Consider the following 24,406-nt stretch of genomic DNA (forward strand, 5'->3'; position numbering starts at 1 on the left):
GAATGAGATTTTCCAATATTACCAAAGTTTCAGCGATAGTTGGAACTTTGCTTTTACTCATAACTTCTTGCGAAGACGAATTGGATACCATTGGCGAGGGTGTTGTTGCAGGAGAGCCCTTTAGTACTGGGAAAGTGGAGTACGATGTTTTTGCTTATAATAAAGGAATTGCTGCGGTACAGACCAATAGGCTTCCCTTATATCAGTTGGGTACCTTTAACGATCCCATTTACGGTCAACGTAAAGCCAGTATTGTATCCCAGCTTACATTGTCAACAGTTTCACCTACTTTTGGTGATTTGTCGCAAGCTACCGAAGATCAAGGCGCTTCTGATGATAGCGAAGCTACTGTAGATGAAAATGAAACTGTAACCGAAGTTTATTTGTACATCCCTTTTCAAACCCCTCCTTCTTCCGATACAGACGGTGATGGTGTGGATGATATTTTTGAAAGTGGAGACGATGTCGACGATCCAAATTCGGATTATGATGGTGACGGTGTCACCGACAATCAAGAACAAGTTTTGGGCTCAAACCCTTTTGATCCGAACGAAGATGGAACAGGAGATAATTTTGTAGCGAATAATTATCCAAACAAATTTGATTTGGACAGTATTTATGGTGATCGTACACAAACGTTCAATCTAGTAGTGTCAAGATCTAACTATTTTCTTCGTGATTTAGACCCCAATTCAAATTTTGAAGAAGCCCAAGATTATTTTTCGAATCAGGATATTTCTGCATTTATTGGGGAGACTCTATTTGATGGGGAGGTTACAATAGATAACGAAGAAATGTTGTTTCGGGAGAATGAAGATGACCCTGATACAGAAGATGTGGATGAATCTACAGAAATATCAACAAGACTGAGTCCAGGTATTCGCGTCGCTTTAAATCCAGAATTTTTTCAAGAGAATATTTTGGACAAAGAAGGACAGTCCGAGTTGTTGAGTCAATCCAATTTTAGAAATTTTCTTAGAGGGATTCATTTATCCGGAACCGATATGGATGAATTGATGTTTTTATTGGATTTGACCCAAGCTAACATTACAATTTCCTATACGTACCAAGATTACGATTTAGATGAGGAAGAAATTGTAGAGGCAGAAAGTGATTTTACCTTAAATTTTTTAGTAGGAAGTTCTACTGGAGGGATAACCGGAAATGCCGTAAATGTTTTTGAGAATGAAATGTTACCAGCAGAGATTGAAAATTCGCTTGACAATGGGGAAAATGCTTCGAGAATATTTGTAAAAGGCGGAACTACCTTGGCTGAGGTTAGATTGTTTGATGAAGTGGAAAACGGAGGTTCTTCGATTATCAATCAAATTAAACAAAATAATTGGATCATAAACGAGGCAAACTTGGTTTTCTATGTAGATCGCGAAACACTTGACGCTTCCGTTGTTGAGCCGCCAAGGCTCTATCTGTATAATGCAGAAACCAATCAACCCTTGTTCGATGCGTCTAACGAGGACATTACTGCCACTTCTGGCTCAAATTCACTAAGATATTTTCCAAACCATGATGGTCTTTTGGAAACGGACAATGATTTGGGAGTTAAGTATACTATTCGAATTACCGAGCATATTAATAATATTATTGTAAGAGATTCTTCAAACGCGAAGTTAGGGTTGACATTGACTCCAAATATTTCACTTACTGCTGTCCAAGAAGCTATAGGAAATGATATGCAGGGAATAGATTATCCAGTAGGTGCAGCCATGAGTCCTTTAGGAACTGTTTTATATGGCAGTAATGTGGCACCAGAAGAAGAGGCGAACAAGCTTAAATTGGAAATTTATTATACCAAAGCGAATTAAATTTCATATTTATCGTTGTTTATCGAACGTTTATCGTATTAAAGATCTAGAACAGCCTATTTTAGCGTATACATTCTAAATTTGTTGATTAATCCCCCACTAAAAAATAATCTTATGTGTGGAATAGTCGGATATATTGGTCATAGAGATGCCTATCCAATAATTATAAAGGGTCTACAGAGACTAGAGTACAGAGGCTACGACAGTGCAGGAGTAACCTTGTTCGATGGTGAAAATATACATCTTGCCAAAACAAAAGGAAAAGTAGAGGATTTAAAAAACAAGGCCGAAAACACTATTCCTACAAATGGAAAACTAGGTTTAGGCCATACAAGGTGGGCGACCCACGGAGTTCCCAATGATGTAAATTCTCATCCCCATTATTCCAATTCAGGTGATTTGGTCATTATACATAATGGAATCATTGAAAATTATGAATCCATTAAGCAAGCCTTATTAAAAAGAGGCTACACTTTTAAATCCGACACGGATACAGAAGTGCTTATCAATTTAATCGAAGAAGTAAAGAAAAAAGAAGGGGTAAAGCTTGGAAAAGCAGTTCAAATAGCGTTGAACCAAGTAGTTGGAGCATACGCCATTGCAGTATTTGATAGGAATAAACCAGATGAGATTGTAGTGGCCAAATTAGGGAGCCCACTTGCTATAGGTATTGGAGAGAATGAATATTTTATTGCTTCTGATGCCTCGCCTTTTATTGAATTCACCAACAATGCTGTGTATCTCGAAGATGAAGAAATGGCAATCGTAAGGATTGGCAAGGAAATTAAACTTCGAAAAATAAAGGATGACGCAATTGCCTATCCAAACATTCTGGAACTTCAGCTCAATCTTGAAGAGATAGAAAAGGGGGGGTACGATCATTTTATGCTCAAAGAAATTTATGAACAGCCTAAGGCCATAATGGACACCTACCGAGGACGTTTGTTAGCGGATAAGGGAATCATAAAAATGGCGGGCATTGATCAAAACCTAGAAAAATTCCTCAATGCCAACAGAATTATTATTGTGGCCTGTGGAACATCCTGGCATGCTGGGTTGGTCGCAGAATATATTTTCGAAGATATGGCCAGAATACCTGTTGAAGTAGAGTACGCTTCTGAATTCAGGTATCGAAATCCGGTCATTACTGAGAACGATGTGCTCATAGCCATTTCTCAGTCAGGTGAAACTGCAGATACTTTGGCGGCAATAAAGTTGGCAAAGAAAAAAGGAGCTTTCGTGTTTGGAGTATGTAACGTAGTGGGGTCATCAATTGCAAGAGAAACCCATGCGGGAGCATATACCCATGCAGGTCCTGAGATTGGAGTGGCTTCAACCAAGGCGTTTACTACACAGATTACGGTATTGACCTTAATTGCCTTAAAATTGGCTCAAGAAAAAGGAACCATTTCCCAATCTAAGTATCAAGAATGTTTGGCAGAATTGGAAACAGTACCTTCTAAAGTGGAAAAAGCACTGGAGGCCAATGCATTGGTAGAGGAAATTTCTGAAACCTATAAAGATTCGGCAAATTGTTTGTATTTGGGTAGAGGGTATAATTTTCCGGTAGCATTGGAAGGAGCTCTTAAATTAAAAGAAATCAGTTATATCCATGCTGAAGGATATCCTGCTGCTGAGATGAAACATGGACCTATCGCTTTGATTGATGAACAAATGCCCGTTGTGGTAATTGCAACAAAAAAAGGGCACTACGAAAAAGTAGTTAGCAACATTCAAGAAATTAAATCTAGGAAGGGCAGAATCATTGCAATTGTTACCGAAGGGGATGAAGCCGTGAAAGAATTGGCAGACCATGTAATTGAGGTTCCTGATACTTCCGAAAGTTTATCTCCATTGCTTACAACTATTCCATTACAATTGCTATCATATCATATTGCGGTAATGAGAGGTTGTAATGTGGATCAACCAAGGAATTTGGCAAAATCAGTTACGGTGGAATGATACCATCAAAATATCGAGTTAATAATAGAAGGTGCTGATTTCAGCACCTTTTTTGTTGAAAAAGGATATTTTAGCACTTTTTTTTACCAAAAAAGTATTATGCATGCATAATTTTTTTCAAATTTGTATAATTGAAATAAAAAATAATGTATCTTCCCATCGATACTTAACAAGCACATAAACAAAATTAACTCTAATCCATAGCAAATGAAAAAACTTATGTTTTTTTCCCTCATGCTGATTGGTTTGACTACCTACGGTCAAACTACTGTACAGGGAAAAGTAGTTGATGAAAATAATGAGCCAATCCCTGGAGCCAACGTAGTTCTGGTAGGTGTGGCAGAAGGGACCACTACCGACTTTGATGGAAATTTCATCTTTAATACAGATGAAGAACCCCCTTTTCGACTCCAATTCTCTAGTATTGGTTACTCGGATTTTACAACGAACGTGGCTTCCAATAACCAAACACTTTCCATAACGCTTTCAGAGGCCAATACAATGTTGGACGAGATTGTAATTTCAGCTTCGAGAACACCAGAACGTATTTTTGAGTCCCCGGTTTCTGTTGAAAGATTTGGGCTTCGAGAAATTAAGAACACAACCGCAGAATCCTTTTACGGTGGGCTTCAGAACTTAAAAGGTGTGGATATCAACACAAACAGTTTAACATTTCAATCTGTGAACACCAGAGGTTTTGCAACTTTCGCCAACAACAGGTTTTTGCAGTTGGTGGATGGAATGGACAACACGGCACCAGGACTAAATTTCGTATTAGGGAACCTTGTGGGTATGTCCGAATTGGATGTGCAGAGTGTAGAGATTCTTCCAGGAGCTTCTTCAGCGCTCTATGGAGCAGGTGCTTTTAACGGTATATTGTTTATGACCAGTAAAAATCCATTTGATTTTCAAGGTATAAGTGCATATGCCAAAGGAGGGGTAACAACCCAAGATGCAGCAGGAAGCAATTTTTACAAAGATTTTGGTATTCGTGCGGCACATGCTTTTAGTGATAAATTGGCTGTTAAGGCCAACTTGTCTGTTATGACAGGTGAAGATTGGCATGCCAATAGCCGAGTGGATTGGAACAATCCCGGAGCTGACCGTTCCAACCCAGCCTATGATGGGTTGAATGTCTACGGCGATGAGGTTTCAACTTTATTGGATTTTGATGCAGCTGCAGGTTTTCCAACAGGAACAGTTGGTTCTGCGCAAATCTCCAGAACAGGTTACGATGAAGCCGATTTGGCCGATTATGGAGCGGAAAGTGTAAAGTCGGATTTTGCTGTGCATTATCGACCCTTTGCAGATGATTTAGAAATAATCCTGAATAGTAGGATTGGTAGAGGTACAACCATTTACCAAGGAGCAAACCGTTATGCCGTTACCGGATTTTCCATGCAACAACATAGATTGGAAATCAAAAACGATAACTTCTTTGTGAGAGGATATCTCGTTTCAGAAAATTCAGGCGATGCTTATGATACGCGTTTTGCGGCGATTAATGTAAATAGAGCTTGGAAATCGGATACACAATGGTTCACAGATTATGCTGGAGCTTATATTCCAACATATCTTGGTGGTATCCAGGCGGGAGGGTTAACTCCCGAACAAGCTTCAACACAGGCGCATATAGCAGGCAGACAATCTGCGGATCAAGGAAGATTGATTCCAGGAACCACTGCTTTCGAAAGTACATTTAACAGGGTTATCAATGATGGAGATTTGACCACCGGTGCCAAATTTATTGATAAAACTAAGTTCCGTCATGTAAATGGTAACTATAATTTGGCCCATTTGATAGATGATTGGGCAGATGTCCAAATTGGAGGTTCTTTCAGGGAATACGAATTGAACTCCAATGGAACTATTTTTACAGATATCGATGGCCCTATCAAATACAACGAATATGGAGCGTATCTCCAAGTGCAAAAGAAATTTTTGGACGATCGATTAAAATTTACAGGCTCTGCTCGATATGATAAAAATGAATTTTTTGATGGATTCCTATCACCAAGGGTATCGTTTGCTTATACATTGGGTGAAGAAAGAAACCATAACCTTAGGGTTTCGGTACAACAAGGATTTAGAAATCCAACAACACAAGATTTGTTCATCGGCTTGAATGCAGGTAGAGCTATTTTAGTAGGTTCTGCACCAGATAACTTGGACAGAGATATACGTACTTTGAATGTTAGTGAGAGTGGACAAGCCTTAATAGGGCAATCTACCGTTGAAATTGTTGGTCGTGCAGCCTATGAGAATGCATATTCTGTGAGTTCCTTACAAGCTGGAGCGCCTCAAGCGGTAAACACACCATTGGTGCAACCTGAAGAAATCACAGCTTTTGAAGCTGGGTATAGAGCACAATTGGGAGCGCTTACAGTTGATTTAAGCGGATATTATAATAGTTATACCAATTTCTTGGCCAACACAACCACTGCTGTTCCTTTTTACGGAGAAGCTGGCGATGGAGGACTTTCCTTATTGGCTCTTCAAAATGGCGATTATCAAGTCTACCAAACCTATACCAATTCAGAAGCAGATGTTAATTCCTATGGAGGTACATTAGGCTTGGATTATAAACTTGGAGACTTTGACTTGGGTGTAAACTATACCTATGCCGATTTGGATATTGACGAAGGTAAATACCCAGACTTAAGAACTAATTTTAACACACCAAAACATAAAGTTAAGGCATCTTTTGGTAACACGGAACTTTTCAAAAACTTTGGCTTTAATGTAAACTACAGATGGAGCGATAGTTATTATTGGGAAGCCTCTTTTGCGGATGGTGATATTCCGGCATATACCGTATTGGATGCCCAGATCAATTATTCAGTTCCATCCATTAAATCTGTTTTTAAAGCAGGTGGTTCCAATATATTGGGTGATGAATACTATACTGCAATCGGAACTGGATTTATAGGTTCCATTTACTATCTTTCTTGGAGCATAAATCCTTAAAAAGCAGTAAATAAGAAAAAGTAAAGGCGTTGGGCTTCCCAACGCCTTTTTTCTTTTAAAAAAACTGAAAATCAGTTTCTGAATAAGAATGTAAAAGCATATCTTTGCAGCCGAAAAAATAGCGGTTATTTCCCGTGTATTCAATTAAAAATAAACACACTAATGTCTAAAGTAACAGGTAAGGTTGCCCAAATTATAGGCCCGGTCATTGATGTTGAGTTTGATTCTGGAGTAGAAATTCCAAGGATTTACGACTCCCTTGAAATTGCAAAAGCCGATGGCTCCAAATTGGTATTGGAAGTTCAATCCCACATAGGTGAGAATACTGTAAGGACCATTTCTATGGACTCTACGGATGGTTTGAGTAGAGGAGTTGAGGTTGTTGCAACCGGGAACCCAATCCAAATGCCAATTGGTGAAGATGTTTACGGACGTCTTTTCAATGTGATCGGTGATGCTATCGATGGTTTGGAAGAACTACCAAAAACTGGAGACAATGGGCTTCCAATTCACAGGGAGGCACCAAAATTTGAAGACCTTTCCACTTCAACAGAAGTACTTTTTACAGGTATTAAAGTAATCGACCTTATTGAGCCTTATGCAAAAGGGGGTAAAATTGGATTGTTCGGTGGTGCCGGGGTAGGTAAAACCGTATTGATTCAGGAATTGATCAACAACATTGCAAAAGGTCACGGTGGTCTATCCGTGTTCGCAGGTGTTGGGGAACGTACCCGTGAAGGAAACGATTTGCTTCGTGAGATGTTGGAGTCCGGAATTATAAAATATGGAGACGATTTCTTGCACTCTATGGAAGAAGGAGGATGGGATTTGTCCAAAGTAGATAAAAAAGCCATGAAGGAATCCAAGGCAACCTTTGTGTTCGGTCAAATGAATGAACCACCGGGTGCACGTGCACGTGTAGCATTGTCTGGATTGACCATAGCAGAATATTTCCGTGATGGATCTGGTGAAGGGCAAGGAAAAGACGTACTTTTCTTCGTAGACAACATTTTCCGTTTTACCCAAGCAGGTTCAGAGGTGTCGGCACTATTGGGTCGTATGCCATCTGCGGTTGGTTACCAGCCAACATTGGCAACAGAAATGGGTGCCATGCAGGAAAGGATTACATCAACAAAAAGAGGATCTATTACATCGGTACAGGCGGTTTACGTTCCTGCGGATGATTTAACGGATCCAGCACCGGCGACAACATTTGCCCACTTGGATGCCACAACGGTACTTTCACGTAAAATTGCGGAGTTGGGTATTTATCCAGCTGTGGATCCTTTGGATTCCACCTCTAGGATTTTAGCTCCAGATATTTTGGGTAAAGAGCACTATGATTGTGCACAGCGTGTAAAAGAATTGTTGCAACGTTATAAAGAACTTCAAGATATTATCGCCATCTTGGGTATGGAGGAGCTTTCTGAAGAAGATAAATTGGCCGTAGGTAGAGCAAGACGTGTACAGCGTTTCTTATCACAGCCATTCCACGTAGCGGAGCAGTTTACGGGTATTCCAGGAGTTTTGGTGGATATTAAAGAGACCATTAAAGGGTTCAACATGATTATGGACGGTGAATTAGATCACTTACCAGAATCTGCCTTCAACCTTAAAGGGTCTATAGAAGAAGCCATCGAAGCTGGAGAAAAAATGTTGGCAGAAGCATAAAACAGAATTGAGAAGCCAGTATTGAGTAGTTAGATATTTCAATACGCACATCTCAATACTCATATCTAATATCTCAATACTAATAAATATGTATTTAGAAATAGTATCACCCGAAGCCACTTTATTCTCAGGAGACGTAACAGCAGTTACTCTTCCCGGTATAGATGGTGAGTTCCAGATGTTGGAGAACCACGCACCAATCGTGTCTCTATTGCAGTCTGGAAACGTAAAAGTGAAAGGTAACATTACCATTGATGAGGCTTTTGCCGACAAATTTTCCAAAGGAAACAATGGAGAAACCGTTTTGGCTATTACAAGTGGAACAGTGGAGATGAAAGACAATAAAGTTATAGTCCTAGCCGATTAAAAATAAATGAATTCATTCATCAAAAGCCGCTCAATTCAAATTGAGCGGCTTTTTTTATTATAACTTAATAGTAAGCCATTCCTTTCGCTGTTCGAGCATTTCTTTGGTTGGCTGTTCTTCTTTGTCCTCCATTAAACTAAACTCATAATCCGGGCTGGGTGTTAAAACTAATTCAGTAATTTTTTCCTTTCCGTATCGGGTAAACTTAACCTTTAACTGTTCATCTAAATTAAACTGGCCCAAATAATCTTCAAACTTTTGATTTTCGGTAAAGGGTTTATCATTGATACTTAGAATAACATCACCATTATCCAGACCTGCTAAGTAGGCAGGGCTTCCAATTTTGGTGTTCCTTAGTATAGTGTAACCAGATTTATCTGCACTCATGGAAGTGTAAGCTCCGAAATAAGGCACTTGCTTTGGCTGTTCCAACACCACTCCTACTGATGTCATAAGGGTTTTGTAATCAGGCATATCGCTTTTATAGATATAATTGTTGAAAAAGTGATCTCCAAATTCTTTTCCTGCATATTCGTTCAAGGCGTCATGAAGATTTTTAATGGTATATGGAATTTCCGTTGTACCGTATTTCTTCCATACAGACTTCATAAAACCATCCAGGTTTAGACCCTTTTCCCTTAGAGATAAATCCAATGCCAAGCCCAGAACACTTCCATAGGAATAATATGAGATAAACATATTGTCTCGGTTCACAGGGTCCACTGCTGTAGCGGCATCTACAAAAGGCGCCTGATAGCTCATTTCAATGGGGTTGAAAAACTGCCGTGCAGGAGAGTTCCAAACATAATTGAACGTTCCTGCCAATCCTTCAATATATTCATTAGGCGAAGTAAGACCAGCTCTACACAGAATCAAACCTGTGTAATAACTGGTAAACCCTTCAGCAAACCAGAGAGAACCACTCATGTTCGCTGCTTCAAAATTAAAAGGCTCCAAGCTTTTTGGTCGAATACGTTCCACGTTCCAAGCGTGGAAAAACTCATGGGAAACAGTTCCAATATTACGTTCCATCCCTCCATTGGCCAAACTGCGGGTACTCGTTAAAACTGTGGAATTTCGGTGTTCCATCCCATCGCCAGAGGCATTTGGGATATAGCAGGCAAGAAATGTATAATTACCATAATCAAACTTCGGCAGTTCACCATAGACCTTTTTTTGTGCCAACACTACTTTTTTTACCTTTTCAAAATAGGTGTCGGCCTCTTCTTCGGTGCCATTGTGGTGTAGTGCAAGGTTGATTTTTTTTCCATCCACTGTAAAAGTGCGAAGCATATAGTTGCTTATTTCTGTTGGGCTATCCATAAAATAATACAAATTCGGAGCCGAATATGTAGTGCCAGAAACCAACGGAAGCTGTGTGGCCACTTTCCATTCCAGATCTTCTCTAACATCAAAAGTTACCTCAATTTTTCGCTCGCTCAGCTCAGGAGAAAACATAAATGTCGCCGGAATATTGAGGTGTGCATGCGTTTCGTCCACTTGTGAGTACGTCCCTCCACCGCGATTGGCATACAGAATATATTTAATATTGATGGTGCCATCGTGTCCACTAACTTCCCAAGCATAGGGGTTGGGACGATTTATTTTTAGTGCATTTCCTTTACTGTCCGTAGCTTCAAAACCGTAAACGTTTTTCGCAAATTCATGCAGGGCATAGCGTCCAGGAGAAGACCGGCTCATCCGAAATTCAACCATATCCGTTGCTAAATCGGGAAAAGAGGCCTCAATTACCGCCTCATGATGAACGGCATTGTCAAAAGAAATTTGATAAGTATTGGTCTGTGCGGTTACCATCAGGATCATGAAAAACGCATAAATGGAAAAAACAAGTTTCATTTTGGTAAAGGTTTAAGAACAACTAAGATACTGTTTAATCATGGTAAGTACTACATTTGTGTTATGGAGAGATTTCCTCAAAAATTGGCATATAAACTTTAGAAATGATGCAAGTTTTGTACTTGCTGAAAAAATATTTGGCAATATGAAAAAGCAATTTCACACTTTGGGCTCTTTTGAGTTTCCCGCCGATGCCGTTATCATCAAAGGCAAATTGGAAGCTGAAGGTATTCCTGTGTTTCTACGGGATGAAGCAACCATCAATTCCGATCCTTTGATTAGTACGGCCATAGGTGGTGTCAAACTTCAAGTATATTCCAGTGATAAAGAAAGAGCCAAGGTGATTTTTGATGAGATAAGAAATTATGCCACGGATGAATATGGAAATCCAGTGATATGCCCCAATTGCAAAGCAACCAAATCTGAAATATACTATTCTCGTAATACGGTGTTTTATAAACTGTTCCCGTTTTTTGAGCCACGAAAATATCAGTGTATGCAGTGTAACTTTATCACCAGACCGGCCAAATGAAATTATTCGTTACAGGGTGTCCCGTCATTATTTGGGAAGTATTAATGAAGAACCGCATTTCGATAAAGCAAGGTCAAAATTTATGCAGATGAATTTAGATTAGCCCTAGAATCAATCTAAACGTTGATAAACAAGCCCCCTTCCAATTGTAGCGGTTAATAGATAGTGTTCTTCCAGATAATTATCAATGTAGGCATTATAGTCCACCAACTTTTTATCAAAAATTTTTTTTCCTTTCCTGGCCACCAATACTTTTGGACGAGTAACTTCCAAAATGTATCGAAGTTCTTCCATTCCGGTTTTTCTAGGATTGTCCATATACGGAAACATTTCTTCACGGGTAATATTACTTGGGTGAGTAGCTGCTTTGGTAGGTGGTTCTTGGTTCAATACCCAATATCCTATATGGTATTCGGTAAAAAAGATGTTATCGGTTTCTAGGTTGTGATCCATTATGTATGCAGGTACTTCGATGCCTTCTCCATTAAAAAAAGTGCCATTTTTAATTTTATTTGACACAATATTCCCGTATTCTAGGTACGATTCCATGGGAACTAAAATCAGTAATAGAGCAATAAAATAGCGATATTTTTTCCGAATAGCCGGTAGTTTTGCAACCGCCGTTCCAATAGGAATTAAAACAAAGGGATAGAGTTGGATTAAATAATGACCGTTCACTTTGCCTGCCTGAACAAAGGATAGTAAGATGCCAACTATCAACACCGTTAAAATTTGAATTTTTTTATCTTTCCAATCAATAATTTTTAAAGTAAAACCAGTGACCAGCAACCCTAATACCACAATAATAAACGGCAAAGTCTTCAATGGAGAATGAAACTTTCCTCCAGAATAAGCCAATGGAGCTTCAATGATGGATTGCCAGTACAATTGCATTTGGCCCTGGAAATAATAGGGTAATAGGGTCAACAAAATAACGAAGGCCACCCCTAGTCCCATAGACATCAAGTTTTTTATTCGAACTGCTAGTTGTTTTTGATGATACCCTTCCCATAACAAGTATATCCCTAAAACGACTATAGGGTACACCATGTTTAATTTGGACATGGCGGATAACCCAAAAAGTATGCCTATCCCCAAAAATGAAATCCAGTTTTCTTTGAGAAATAGTAAATAAATGGCTGTGACAAAAAATACAATACTGATGTGCTCGGACATTACTCCTTGCAAGCTGCCGAACAAACTCTGTAAAAAAACACAAAAAACAGCACACCAAAATGCGACCTTTTTTGTGGTGATTTTTGTGGCAATTCCATAGGTAAATAAAGCGGTTATGGCGACCATTATGGAACCGAACAGCCTTATGGCGATAAAACTCTTGCCAAATAGTTTGATGATAGTGGCAAAGTACAGGAAAGTAACAGGAGGCTTAAGATCCCATAGTTGGGTATAAGGCAAATGCCCATTGACCCAAGATTGCCCCATAATAATAAAAGTACTTTCATCCCGATCTATATAATCCCTGAAAAAGAAGGGAAAACGAATAAATATGGCTACGATCACCAAAATGAAGAAAACTGTTTTCCAATCCAGATTATGATAGCTAAGCGGGTTAATTTTTTTGAGCACGGTCGTATTAAGCTTTTAGGCCATTGATTATCATCTTTGCAATATAGATAAATTTGAATGTTTTGAGATATTTACCAAGGGTATCCTTTTATTTTAAATAGCTACCAACTGCAGATAAGCTTGTTTTAATTTTTCCATTACGATTTTGAGTTCTTCCTCGTTTAGATGTCCATAACCAAAACGAATAGCGCAGGTATTTTTATCTTGATATAGAATGGTTTTAGGTAAGAATAAATCTGATTGCTCTCCTTTTTCGGCTAGTTTTACTAGTGATATGGGGATTCTGAATTGCAGCCACATGGCAAGCCCTCCAGAAGGTATTTGCCAATCAAGAATGTTGGCGAAGTGCTGATTTAATAAAACGCATAGAACATCTCTACGTTGTTTGTAGGTAACTATATTTTTTTTCTTGAGCCGGTATATTTCGCCTTCGGATATCAATTCAGAAAGCATTTGTTCTTGTATTAAATCCCCCTGGGTATCCAATAATTGCAAATAATTTTTGGCTTCGGTGATTACCTGTTCTGGTGCCACGACAAAACCCGTATGAAAACTCGGAAATAAAGACTGACCCAGTTTGCCCAAATAAATAACATTTCCATCGGCATCTGCACTGGCCATGGGCAACATGGAACTTCCTTCAAACTGAAAGTCATGGTCAAAATCATCTTCGATTATGGCAAAACCATGAATTTTGGCCAATTGCAGTAACTGCAACCTCCTTTTGGCGCTTAAGGTTATTGTGGTGGGATAGTCCCTGTTAGAGCAAACGTATATGCATCGAATGTTCTCATATATACAATGTTCATTTATGTATCCAATATCCAAACCTTCGTCATCCACGGGTACTGTTTTTATTTTTGCCCCAGCTTGCTGAAATATCATATTGGCCACATAATTGCTCAGTTGCCCGACCAGTACCAAATCCCCCGGATTAATTAGAACCTGTGAAACGATATATAGGCTCATTTCCGTACTACGTGTATTTAATAAATTGGTTGGTTTTATATGGAATCCTCGTGTGGCATTTAAGTAATTGCAAAGTTGCGTGCTAAAAACGGAAGGGACTAAAGCACTTGTTCTGTTCCATTTATTAATCAGAGGCTTTCGTTTCATTGCAGCGCTATACCACCTAGAAAATTGGTGCACGGGATGTAAACGCAAATCCGGCTTACCATCATTTATAGCGTATATAGAAGCGGTTTCTTCCTTGGTGGATGCCAGGTGAAAAGATTGCTGAAACGGAAATCCTGGACTTTTTGGATATTCGTATGCCTGATTGATGTGCTGCGTACTTGCTTTGATTTTTACATTTGAATCTTCCGGAACTACCACAAAAGTTCCTTTATTGGGGATAATGTTTACCCATCCTTGCGAGGCCAATTCATCATAGATGGCCACGGCAGTATTGCGGTGAAGGTTCAATAACTCACTTAAAACCCGTGTTCCGGGTAATTTGCTTCCTTTTTCCAGATAGCCTCGTTGTATGGCATTCATGATTTGCTGTGCCACTTGCACATATACAGGCTGTACCATAGACTTGTCTATGGAGACTAGCTGGACCAACAAATCAGAAACCGGACTATTCATTGTTTTAAAAGCGGACTAGTTTAATCGTCCGGAAAGTTAGGACTTTTGTAGCATTAATATTTACAACTTAAGTTACAAGCTCAAATAATGAAGAAATCAATATTATTTTCTGCAATTTTATTTGTCAGTGCTTTTCAAGTACTCGCACAACAAGATGATGCTGTTAAGGTAGATTCGTTGAGCGAAGTTGTAGTAACCGCAAACCGGATCAATCTTCCATTTAAGGAAAATTCTAGAACTATAAACATAATAACCTCTAGCGATATTAAAAATAGTGCATCGGTTAATGTTGCGGATTTATTACAACAAGTTGCGGGTGTAGATATTAGAAGACGCGGAACAGGTGGTAGCCAAGCAGATTTGTATATAAGAGGAGGTGGTTTTGACCAAACCTTATTATTAATAGATGGTGTTAAAATGGACGATGCGCAAACAGGTCACCATACCTTGAACGCAGCTTTGCCGATAGAGGTTATAGAAAGAATAGAAATTATAAAAGGTCCTGCGGCACGGGTTTTTGGACAAAATGCCTTTGCAGGCGCTATTAATATCATTACCAAGAAAAATTTGAATAATTCTGTTTCTTTAAATGTAGAAGCGGGTTCTTTTGGACAATTAAATTGTAGCGTAACTGCTGGTGTGGATAAGGAAAATTCGTCGCATATTATACATGTGGGAAGGGTGTCATCTGCTGGATATAGAAATAACTCAGATTACGATAATGGTAATTACTATTTAAAAAGCATATTCAATAAAAATGCGCAACCTATTGAGATGACAGCTACTCATTTGGAGCGTAACTTCGGGGCAGAGAACTTTTATACCACCAATCCAACGTTTAATGAGTACGAAGAAACCCAAAATAGTCTTTTGACGTTTTCTACCACTTTTAAGAAAAACAATCTAAAAATACAGCCAAGAATTTATTGGAAACGTAATCAAGACTTGTTTCTATTAAGACGAAATGAACCAGATTTTTACAGAAATATGCATATCTCTAACAAGATAGGCGCAGAAATCAATGCCTCTTATGCATCTAAGTTGGGAATTACCGGTGTTGGAGTTGAATTTTCTAAAATATACCTTAGAAGTAATAATTTAGGGTACCGAAACCGTTTTATGTCCAATGTGTTTTTAGAACATCGTTTTAGCATTGCGGACAATAAGCTGGATATTACCCCTGGCGTAGCATTAACCTATTTTTCAGATTTTAAGCTACGTGCCTTTCCCGGATTGGATATTGGTTATGATCTTACTAATACTTTTAAAGTATACGGAAATATTGGCTATACGTATCGTATACCAACTTACACCGATTTGTTCTATAATGATCCTGTTACCAGTGGTAATGCCAATTTGGAACCAGAAGAAGCTCTTGCACAGGAATTGGGGTTAAAGTATACCACACCTAAATTTAATGCCAGTATTGCCGTTTTTAATAGAGATGCTGACAATCTAATAGATTATGTAAGAAACACTGTTACCGAGGATGTGTTTGTGGCAACAAATATTACTGAGGTAAACACCAAGGGTTTGGAGTTAGACGTTGCTTATAATTTTAAATTTAAGGATTATTCCCAAACATTAAGTGTTGGCTATGCGTTTTTGGATGACAATATTTTAGATCAAAATGAAGAATTATCGCGTTACTCTTTAAATACCCTTAAACACCAATACACCACACGTCTAAGCACGCAATTTTTCAAAAACGTACGTCAAAATATAATTTACAAGTATGCAGAGCGTACTACGGGGCAAACGTATAATGTTTGGGATGCTTCATTGGCTATAAGAATAGATCAGGCAGAGTTTACCATTACTGCAAGCAATATTTTCGATGAGGATTATATAGAGTCTGGATTTGTTCCAATGCCGCCAAGTAATGTGCTTTTCGGTCTGTGTTATAGCTTTAAATAGACGCAAAAGAATCGACTTTGTAGTCAATCAAACCTTTTTTTAACTTAGTAGTTTCAAATTCATTGAAATTTTGAAGCTGAACCTTGAACAGATACCTCGGGAGAAAACCCTGACCAAGAAAGAGTTTATCCAAAAATATTTCAAGCGCCAAAACCCAGTGGTGATTGAACGCTTTATTGAGGATTGGCCGGCATATTCCAAATGGAACCTTGATTATATAAAAGAGATTGCGGGCAATAAAGAGGTTCCTTTATATGATGATCGTCCAGTAAAACATGATGAGGGTTTCAATGAGCCACACGCTAGAATGAAAATGGCCGATTATGTAGATCTTTTAAAAAACGGCCCCACCAAATACCGTATATTCCTCTGGAACATTTTGAAAGAGATTCCTGAATTACAAAATGATTTTTTCTATCCAGATTTTGGACTACGCCTGTTGAAAGGACTACCTATGCTTTTTTTTGGAGGCGAAAACTCGCATACCTTTATGCATTATGATATTGATTTGGCCAATATTTTCCACTTTCATTTTGAAGGAAAAAAGCAGTGTATCCTTTTTTCACAGGACGAAACCAAATATTTATACAAGATTCCTCATTCTTTGATAACGAGGGAAGATATCGATTTTGATGATCCTGATCTTATAAAATGGCCGGCATTACAACATGCCAAAGGATATATTGCACAATTGGAACATGGCAATACCCTATATATCCCCGAAGGATATTGGCACCATATGAAGTATATAACTCCTGGATTTTCAATGAGCCTAAGGGCAATAGCCAGAAACCCCAAAAATGTAGGAAAAGCTGTTTATAACATCATATTTATGCGTTATTTTGATAATTTGATGCGTAAACTAAAGGGTCAAAAGTGGATTGATTGGAAAAACCAAAAGGCTGTGGAACGCACGCAGAGGTATTGTTTCAAGAGCAATAAGATTATTTTATAAGTTCGTTGGCTTTCTCATAAACCAAATTACTTTCCCAACCGCGATAGAGTAGATAATCAGCCAATTTTTTCTTTCTCTTAAAGTTATTGGTTTCCTTGATTTGATCTAAACGTTTTCTGGCCTATTCATCAAAAGTTTTTAAATAATCTTCTTTTGTGATTTCTGCCATCGCACTTTTAATGTTGTATGGGGAAATATCGCGAACCTTGAGTTCTCGGATAATACGTTTTGCTCCCCACTTTTTTATATTGAATTTACCTCTGGCAAATGCTTTGGCAAAGCGCTCTTCGTTAAGGTAATTCTCTTGGATAAGGTGTCCAAGGATTTGGTCAATGGCCTCGGAAATCATGTTCATCCCCTTCAGCTTTTCGGAAACCTCTTTATGGCAGCGCTCTTGATAGGCGCAGTAGTGCTCCATTTTTTTTCTGGCCTCCGTTAGTGTATAACTTTTAATATACTGCATTTTCAAATGTACATAAAACAAAAAAAGCGACCCCATCTCTGGAGTCGCTTTGTGTTATGGTCGAATTGATTTACCGTCTTTGTCCTTAAAACGATATTCAAGATACTTATAGGCATCCCGTGGCTGAATCTTAATCCATTTCTTATAGGTTTTGAACCATTTCGAACGGATAGAAGGAAATCCCTTTGTAAGGTAAGCCGCTATAAACGGATGAATGTTAAGTACAATTCCGTTGTTTTTACGATCTTGCTTAAGGATTCGCTCCAAATCTACCTGGATTTTATCAATCAGTACAATGGGAGCTTCAACTTCGGCTCCTGACCCATTCGGGTTTTCCTCACTCGTTTTGATATTCATTTCTGGACGAACCCTTTGTCTTGTAATTTGTACAAGACCAAATTTGCTGGGGGGCAAAATTTTATGTTTGGCCCTATCATCCTTCATTTCATCCCTAAGGTGATCATATAATTTTCTTCGGTGGTCACCTTTGGTCATATCAATAAAATCCACTACGATAATTCCACCCATGTCTCGCAAACGCAATTGTCTTGCAATTTCGGTTGCGGCCGATAGGTTTACTTCGAGTGCGGTATCCTCTTGATTTTTAGCCTTGTTTGAGCGGTTACCACTATTCACATCTATTACGTGCAATGCTTCGGTATGCTCGATAACAAGGTAAGCCCCGCGGCTCATTGATGCTGTTCGGCCAAAAGAGGTCTTGATCTGACGCTCTATCCCAAACTTTTCAAAGATTGGTGCTGAACCGGTGTACAACTTTACAATGGATTCTTTTTGTGGTGCAATTTCATGCAAATAATCCTTGATTTGGTTGTAGAGTGTTTCTTCATCAACATGAATTCCAGTAAAGGAATCGTTGAAGACATCCCTAAGGATGCTTGACGCCCTGTTCAATTCCACCAATACTTTTGATGGATGGGTCGCTCGTTGCAATTTCTTGCACATGTTTGTCCATTTGGAAAACAAGTTCTGAAGATCTTTGTCCAGTTCTGCAACTTTTTTGCCTTCTGCTACGGTACGTATAATTACTCCAAATCCTTTCGGCTTAATACTTTTTACAAGCCTAATAAGTCTGTCTTTTTCTTCCTTGCTCGCTATTTTTTGAGATACCGAGACTCTTTCGGAAAAGGGCACCATGACCAAAAAACGACCGGCTATGGAAAGCTCGGAGCTAATTCTTGGTCCCTTGGTGGATATGGGTTCTTTTACTATTTGTACCAGTAATGACTGATTGGCTTTTAGTACATCATTGATGCTGCCATGCTTGTCAATGTCTTTTTCAAACGGAAAATCTTTCAGGGAATAATCTTTAAGTTTCCCTGTTCTAGCTTTTTTAATGAATTTCAACATGGAAGACAATTGCGGTCCCAGATCATGGTAATGCAAGAACGCATCTTTTTCATAACCTACGTTAACAAATCCTGCATTTAGGCCTGTAACGGGTTTTCTGATCTTGGCTAGGAAGATATCTCCTACGGAAAAGTTATTGTTGTCTTCTTCTTTATGTAATTCTACTAATTTTCCATCCTTTAGTAAGGCAAAATCGACTGCATCGGTAGTAGATCTTACTATTAATTCTCTATTCACCTGAATCGATTTTTATTTATCCCACATGAATTTTGGGATAAATGATTAAACAATATATAGAATCGGTCATTTTTCGGACCGATCGAAATTCGTTTCTTGAATCTCTATGTCAAAGAACGTTATTGGGTAAAATGAAAAAGTAGTTGAAACAACTACTTTTTCTTGTGTCGATTAGCTCTTCTGCGTTTTTTACGCTTGTGTGTCGCTACCTTATGTCTTTTTCTTTTCTTTCCACTCGGCATATGGCTCTTGCTTTAGTGTTGTTAATTATATTATTTTACTTGTACATTGGTTTTTACGCCTTCCACAAAAACTTTTGCGGGTTTGAACGCAGGAATATTGTGTGCCGGAATTTTAATGGTAGTATTCTTAGAGATGTTTCTACCTGTTTTTTCCGCTCTGGTCTTGATGATAAAACTACCAAAACCTCTTAAATAAACATTATCACCATTCTCCAAGGATGATTTAACCTCCTCCATAAAGGATTCTACTGTCGCTTGCACATCTCCTTTTTCAATACCTAGTTTTTCTGAGATCCTAGTTACAATATCTGCTTTCGTCATTTCGTCTTATTAATTTTCAAATTTTTTTCGGCTTGCAAATATAAACATTATAATTAATCTTTTCCTTTAACCCTTTAATTTTAAGTATATAAACCGATACATTTGAGCTTTATTACTTTCTTTAATGAGTTTTGCCCAAAAAATTCTGAAATGGTACGATCAACACCAACGTAATCTCCCTTGGAGAGAAACACGTGAACCTTATAAGGTTTGGTTGTCGGAAATTATACTCCAACAGACTCGTGTTGCGCAAGGAATGCCCTATTATATAAGGTTTGTAGAGGTTTTTCCAACGGTTTATGACCTTGCCAAAGCCCCGGAGAAACAGGTGTTGAAACTTTGGCAAGGCCTTGGATATTATTCACGGGCGCGCAATCTACATGAGACCGCCAAAATGGTAGTGGAAAATTTTGACGGAGTATTTCCCAATACATATAATCAATTAAAATCGTTAAAAGGAGTTGGTGATTACACCGCTAGTGCCATCGCATCTTTTTGTTTTAACATACCAGAACCTGTGGTGGATGGCAATGTATACCGAGTATTGTCCCGATTTTTTGGAGTAGAAACTCCTATTAATAGCACCCAAGGCATCAAATATTTTAAAGAGTTGGCCCGCGAGGTGATGGATGTAGCGAACATTCGGGATTATAATCAAGGCATCATGGAGTTTGGTGCCGTACAATGTGTTCCAAAAAATCCTAGTTGCTCTCTATGTCCCTTACAAGAAAGTTGTGTGGCCTTAAAAGAAAACAAGGTTGATTTACTTCCGATAAAACAAAATAAGACCAAGATAAAGAAACGTTATTTTAATTATTTGGTACTCTTGGATGAAAATGATAATACAGTATTGGAGCAACGGCAAGGGAAAGGGATTTGGCGAAACTTGTACCAATTTCCATTGATTGAATCAGAGAAACAGCTACATATTGATGAATTATATCCATTGGTAGGTGAGAATGAAATGGTTCCTGAGTTCGAATCCCTATCATTATATAATAATGAACCTATTGTACACAAACTATCGCATCAACATTTATATACTCAATTTTGGATCTTAAAAACTTCTCATATATTAGAGGAAGGAACAGCTTGGAAAGCAATAGCAGATTTTCCTGTTCCAGTTTTGATAGCAGATTTCATTAAGACATTGAAAATTTAGTACTTTTGACTAATTAAATAGATATGAGCGGAACATTGAACAAAGTAATGCTGATCGGGCATTTGGGAGACGAAGTGAAAATGCACTATTTTGAAGGAGGAAACTGCATTGGCAGGTTCCCCTTGGCTACCAATGAGACCTATACCAATAGGCAAACCGGTGAAAGAGTAACCAATACTGATTGGCATAATATTGTAGTACGCAACAAAGCCGCAGAAATCTGTGAAAAATACTTGAGTAAGGGCGATAAGGTTTATGTAGAAGGTCGTTTAAAGAACAGGCAATGGCAAGGTGAAGACGGAAATACGAGATATACCACCGAAGTGCATGTGCAAGATTTTACTTTTTTAACAACCAAAAAAGAAAGCATGGCAAATGCCCAGCCGTCCGGTAGACCAACAGATCATCAAGAACCTTCCAAACCTGTAAGTCCTTCTGCACCTGTTGAAGATACCGAAGAGGATGATGACTTACCATTCTAAAATAAAAGTTTAAAACGACACTAAATTGGACCCCGAACCCTATTGTTTGGCATTTTTCGTTACTGCGAATAGCGGAATTTTCACTTTAAAAATTGTAGTACTCATACTCCTTTTAGGAGGATCTGGATTGATTTCAGCCGCAGAAGTCGCTCTGTTCGGTCTTTCCCAGACAGATTTGAATGAAATGGAAGAAAGCGACTCTGCCAGAAGCAAACTCATTGTGCAGTTGCTGGAAAAACCAAAAAAGTTGTTGGCCACTATCTTAATAACCAATAATGCCATTAACATTGGAATTGTACTATTGTTCAGTTCTATTGGAGACTCAATATTTGTAGGTATTGATGGAACGTTACGGTTTATGCTGGAAGTTGTGCTCGTAACATTTTTAATTTTAATGTTTGGGGAAATTCTTCCAAAGATATATGCCAACCGTAACCGTGTTCAGTTTTCGCACTTTATGGCGGTACCTTTAAAGGTGTTGAATTATTTGTTTACTCCCTTGAGCTCACCCATGCGTTCCGCAACACTATATATGGAAGATAAATTTGGAAAGAAAAAATCCAATTTGAGTGTAAATCATTTATCCCAAGCCTTGGAACTTGCCTCTGAAGGTGATACCACCAAAGAAGAGCAAAAGATATTGGAAGGCATAGTAACCTTTGGAAATACGGATACCAAACAAGTGATGTGTCCTCGCATTGACATATTTGCACTTAATGAAAAAATGAAATTTCCCGAGGTGCTACAGGAAATCAAAAAAAATGGATATTCGCGAATTCCAGTTTTTTCGGAGAACATGGATAATGTAATGGGTGTTCTTTATGTAAAAGATTTATTGCCCTATATTGATAGGAAGAGCTTTAATTGGATGTCGCTTATTCGTGAGCCTTATTTTGTCCCAGAGAATAAAAAACTAGACGATTTATTGTTGGAGTTTCAGGATAAAAAGAATCATTTGGCCATTGTTGTGGATGAATATGGTGGAACTTCTGGCATTGTAACCTTGGAAGATATAATAGAAGAAATTGTCGGCGATATAAGTGATGAATTTGATGATGAAGACCTGATTTTCTCCAAATTGGACGATAATAACTATGTGTTTGATGGAAAAACGGCACTTAAAGACTTCTACAGGGTAGTTAAGATTGAAGAGGACGAATTTGAAAACAATAAAGGAGAATCTGAAACCATAGCTGGTTTTGTATTGGAAATATCAGGAAGTTTTCCAAAAATAGGAGAAGAAGTATTGTTCAAAGACTACCGTTTTATTGTGGAAAGTATGGATAAAAAGAGATTGAAACGAATTAAAGTAACATTGCCCCATGGAACATAGAATTTTGATTTTTGTTATTGTAACAACGCTATTTGTTGGTTGTAAAGAAGAAGTTCTGCCAAAGCCAAAGGCCATGCTGAGCCTGGATTATCCAGCTGCGGAATATACAGTGGCAGGTTCTGATTGTGTGTATACCTTTGACCAAAATATCGTGTCCACAATAAAGGAGAGTGAAGATTGCTCCTCAGTCTTGGATTACCCAATGATGAATGGCTCAATCTACCTTACCTACAAACCCGTTAATGGTAATTTAGATACATTACTTGTTGACGCTCAAAAATTGTCTTACGAACACGTGGTAAAAGCTGATAATATTGTGGAACAGCCTTTTATTAACTCAGAAGATGGGGTGTATGGTATGTTCTATGAAGTAAGTGGCAATGCAGCATCACAATCACAATTTTATGTCACCGATAGTACAAATCATTTTGTGACAGGTTCCCTCTATTTCTATGCAAAACCCAATTACGACTCCATTCTGCCTGCTGCCATGTACTTGCAAAACGACATTAGAAGGATTATGGAAAGTTTGCGCTGGAAAAAATGATTATTGAACGGAATCTTGGGCAAGTAGGGCTTCGGCTCTTTCAATGCTGCTATTGATTTTTTCCTTCACCACTAGTACCTTTTCTTCCTCCTCATTCAACCATTGCTGTTTTTCCTCGGATAATGCTTTGCCGTTTAAAATTTCATCAGAATTAAACCTGTCTCCAAAATCTTTCATCCAATCCATCATCGCAGTATTGGCCTCTTGTAGGTCTTTCATGGCTACTTCATACTTTTTGCCCATTTCGGTTGTGTCCACTTTGGCTTTAAGTTCGCCAACAAGTTTACCAACGGTTCCCATTTTTGGCATCACTTCATCATGGATACCCATAACCTTTTCCATTTGAGTTGGACCTTCTGCCACTTTTTTCTCTTGTTTACAGGAGAAACTTAAAAATAAAACAGTACATATTAGAATAGAAAAAACTTTTTTCATGATGTTGGAATTTTGTCTACAAATTTAATGATTTGGTGGGCTAATAATGTAAGCAATCAGTAAAAGTTTAAATAAATCCGTAATGTGACTTTTGTCACAAAATAGAATTACAGGGATACTTAAATTAGTTGATCGGTTAATTCTGAAATAACATGGTATTGCGGGATTCTTTAAATAAACGGTCTGGGTTTTCTTTGCTTTTCATTGTTTTGACAATGGTCAGCAACCTCCGCTTTTCGTCTATGTATATTTATTTCAGTTTGGACAGGGAAGGCTTCATTGAGCAACTTTGTGAAAACAAGGACAAGCCCGAACTTAACTGTGATGGCAAATGTATGCTTGCCCAAATGCTCCAGGCACAAATGGATGATGACGAACGCCCAATGCCCATAATTGGTTGGGAAGAGGTTTTGGTGTTTTATATGGATTTGCCTAACTACAATATCAACAATGAGTTGGAAGAAAATGGAAATTCTTTCTATTATATGAGTTCCTACGCTTATCCATTTATCGATACCCCCATAAAGCCACCTATGATTTAAGATTTTACTTTATAAAACGGTAACTACCAGGGCCGTACATGTATAA

19 protein-coding genes and 1 pseudogene are annotated in these 24,406 nt (G+C 38.3%); 13 read left to right on the forward strand and 7 right to left on the reverse strand.

Annotation, left to right across the window (positions count from 1 at the left end):
* The first annotated feature begins 2 nt into the window (after nt 1-2).
* The 5 genes from MWU56_RS12275 (at nt 3) to MWU56_RS12295 (ending at nt 8,790) form a co-directional block, all read left to right on the forward strand.
* Nucleotides 3-1,823: a DUF4270 domain-containing protein gene (locus MWU56_RS12275; RefSeq protein WP_247044802.1), complete on the forward strand. Its 1,821-nt coding sequence runs from the start codon at nt 3-5 to the stop codon at nt 1,821-1,823.
* 114 nt (nt 1,824-1,937) lie between these two features.
* Nucleotides 1,938-3,785, forward strand: a complete 1,848-nt coding sequence (gene glmS / locus MWU56_RS12280; protein WP_247044803.1) for a glutamine--fructose-6-phosphate transaminase (isomerizing) — start codon at nt 1,938-1,940, stop codon at nt 3,783-3,785.
* Between the two features lie 207 nt (nt 3,786-3,992).
* On the forward strand, nt 3,993-6,752 hold the full coding sequence (locus tag MWU56_RS12285; protein WP_247044804.1) for a TonB-dependent receptor: 2,760 nt from the start codon (nt 3,993-3,995) through the stop codon (nt 6,750-6,752).
* Nucleotides 6,753-6,914: 162 nt separating this feature from the next.
* Nucleotides 6,915-8,423: a F0F1 ATP synthase subunit beta gene (gene atpD / locus MWU56_RS12290; RefSeq protein WP_247044805.1), complete on the forward strand. Its 1,509-nt coding sequence runs from the start codon at nt 6,915-6,917 to the stop codon at nt 8,421-8,423.
* Nucleotides 8,424-8,511: 88 nt separating this feature from the next.
* Nucleotides 8,512-8,790: a F0F1 ATP synthase subunit epsilon gene (locus MWU56_RS12295; RefSeq protein ID WP_247044806.1), complete on the forward strand. Its 279-nt coding sequence runs from the start codon at nt 8,512-8,514 to the stop codon at nt 8,788-8,790.
* Between the two features lie 57 nt (nt 8,791-8,847).
* Here the strand turns inward: MWU56_RS12295 and MWU56_RS12300 are convergent, their stop codons facing one another.
* On the reverse strand, nt 8,848-10,647 hold the full coding sequence (locus MWU56_RS12300) for a M61 family metallopeptidase (RefSeq protein WP_247044807.1): 1,800 nt from the start codon (nt 10,645-10,647) through the stop codon (nt 8,848-8,850).
* Between the two features lie 145 nt (nt 10,648-10,792).
* Here MWU56_RS12300 and MWU56_RS12305 point away from each other — a divergent pair, with 145 nt between their 5' ends.
* Nucleotides 10,793-11,179, forward strand: coding sequence for a DUF2007 domain-containing protein (locus MWU56_RS12305; protein WP_247044809.1), 387 nt, complete (start codon nt 10,793-10,795; stop codon nt 11,177-11,179).
* A 111-nt stretch (nt 11,180-11,290) separates the two neighbouring features.
* Here the strand turns inward: MWU56_RS12305 and MWU56_RS12310 are convergent, their stop codons facing one another.
* Nucleotides 11,291-12,766 carry an ArnT family glycosyltransferase gene (locus tag MWU56_RS12310; RefSeq protein WP_247044811.1) on the reverse strand — a complete coding sequence of 492 codons (1,476 nt, stop codon included), beginning with the start codon at nt 12,764-12,766 and terminating at the stop codon, nt 11,291-11,293.
* A gap of 93 nt (nt 12,767-12,859) precedes the next feature.
* Nucleotides 12,860-14,356 carry a PLP-dependent aminotransferase family protein gene (locus MWU56_RS12315; protein WP_247044812.1) on the reverse strand — a complete coding sequence of 499 codons (1,497 nt, stop codon included), beginning with the start codon at nt 14,354-14,356 and terminating at the stop codon, nt 12,860-12,862.
* A gap of 87 nt (nt 14,357-14,443) precedes the next feature.
* Between MWU56_RS12315 and MWU56_RS12320 the strand changes: the two genes are divergently transcribed.
* Both MWU56_RS12320 and MWU56_RS12325 read left to right on the forward strand, forming a co-directional pair.
* Entirely contained in the window at nt 14,444-16,273 is a 1,830-nt protein-coding gene (locus MWU56_RS12320; protein WP_247044813.1) for a TonB-dependent receptor plug domain-containing protein, read from the forward strand.
* Nucleotides 16,274-16,343: 70 nt separating this feature from the next.
* Nucleotides 16,344-17,228 (forward strand): cupin-like domain-containing protein, encoded by an 885-nt coding sequence (locus MWU56_RS12325; protein ID WP_247044814.1) that lies wholly within the window; start codon nt 16,344-16,346, stop codon nt 17,226-17,228.
* On the opposite strand, the pseudogene MWU56_RS12330 reads toward MWU56_RS12325, so the two are convergent.
* The 3 genes and pseudogenes from MWU56_RS12330 to MWU56_RS12340 all read right to left on the reverse strand — a co-directional run bounded on the left by MWU56_RS12330 (nt 17,218) and on the right by MWU56_RS12340 (nt 19,859).
* A pseudogene (locus tag MWU56_RS12330) lies at nt 17,218-17,691 on the reverse strand (regulatory protein RecX). The gene MWU56_RS12325 and the pseudogene MWU56_RS12330 overlap by 11 nt on opposite strands.
* 54 nt (nt 17,692-17,745) lie before the next feature.
* A complete protein-coding gene (locus MWU56_RS12335; RefSeq protein ID WP_247044815.1) occupies nt 17,746-19,296 on the reverse strand; it encodes an Rne/Rng family ribonuclease in 1,551 nt (516 codons plus the stop codon).
* Between the two features lie 272 nt (nt 19,297-19,568).
* Entirely contained in the window at nt 19,569-19,859 is a 291-nt protein-coding gene (locus tag MWU56_RS12340) for an HU family DNA-binding protein (RefSeq protein ID WP_014032385.1), read from the reverse strand.
* A gap of 124 nt (nt 19,860-19,983) precedes the next feature.
* On the opposite strand from MWU56_RS12340, the gene mutY reads away from it, so the two are divergent.
* Genes mutY through gldD form a run of 4 tightly spaced genes read left to right on the forward strand, consistent with a single transcriptional unit; the run spans nt 19,984 to nt 23,383 of the window.
* Complete coding sequence (gene mutY / locus MWU56_RS12345; RefSeq protein ID WP_247044817.1) at nt 19,984-21,021, forward strand: A/G-specific adenine glycosylase; 1,038 nt, start codon at nt 19,984-19,986, stop codon at nt 21,019-21,021.
* A gap of 23 nt (nt 21,022-21,044) precedes the next feature.
* Nucleotides 21,045-21,503: a single-stranded DNA-binding protein gene (locus MWU56_RS12350; protein ID WP_247044819.1), complete on the forward strand. Its 459-nt coding sequence runs from the start codon at nt 21,045-21,047 to the stop codon at nt 21,501-21,503.
* 25 nt (nt 21,504-21,528) lie between these two features.
* Complete coding sequence (locus MWU56_RS12355; RefSeq protein WP_247044821.1) at nt 21,529-22,836, forward strand: gliding motility-associated protein GldE; 1,308 nt, start codon at nt 21,529-21,531, stop codon at nt 22,834-22,836.
* Nucleotides 22,826-23,383 carry a gliding motility lipoprotein GldD gene (gene gldD, locus MWU56_RS12360; RefSeq protein WP_247044824.1) on the forward strand — a complete coding sequence of 186 codons (558 nt, stop codon included), beginning with the start codon at nt 22,826-22,828 and terminating at the stop codon, nt 23,381-23,383. Before MWU56_RS12355 ends, gldD begins: the two co-directional genes overlap by 11 nt.
* Here the strand turns inward: gldD and MWU56_RS12365 are convergent, their stop codons facing one another.
* Nucleotides 23,384-23,818 (reverse strand): hypothetical protein, encoded by a 435-nt coding sequence (locus MWU56_RS12365; RefSeq protein WP_247044825.1) that lies wholly within the window; start codon nt 23,816-23,818, stop codon nt 23,384-23,386.
* Nucleotides 23,819-24,060: 242 nt separating this feature from the next.
* On the opposite strand from MWU56_RS12365, the gene MWU56_RS12370 reads away from it, so the two are divergent.
* The gene (locus MWU56_RS12370; protein ID WP_247044826.1) at nt 24,061-24,360 is read left to right on the forward strand and encodes a hypothetical protein; all 300 of its coding nucleotides are present in this window, start codon (nt 24,061-24,063) and stop codon (nt 24,358-24,360) included.
* Nucleotides 24,361-24,406 lie beyond the last annotated feature (46 nt).

The organism is Allomuricauda sp. F6463D, assembly GCF_023015965.1.
GTDB lineage: Bacteria > Bacteroidota > Bacteroidia > Flavobacteriales > Flavobacteriaceae > Flagellimonas.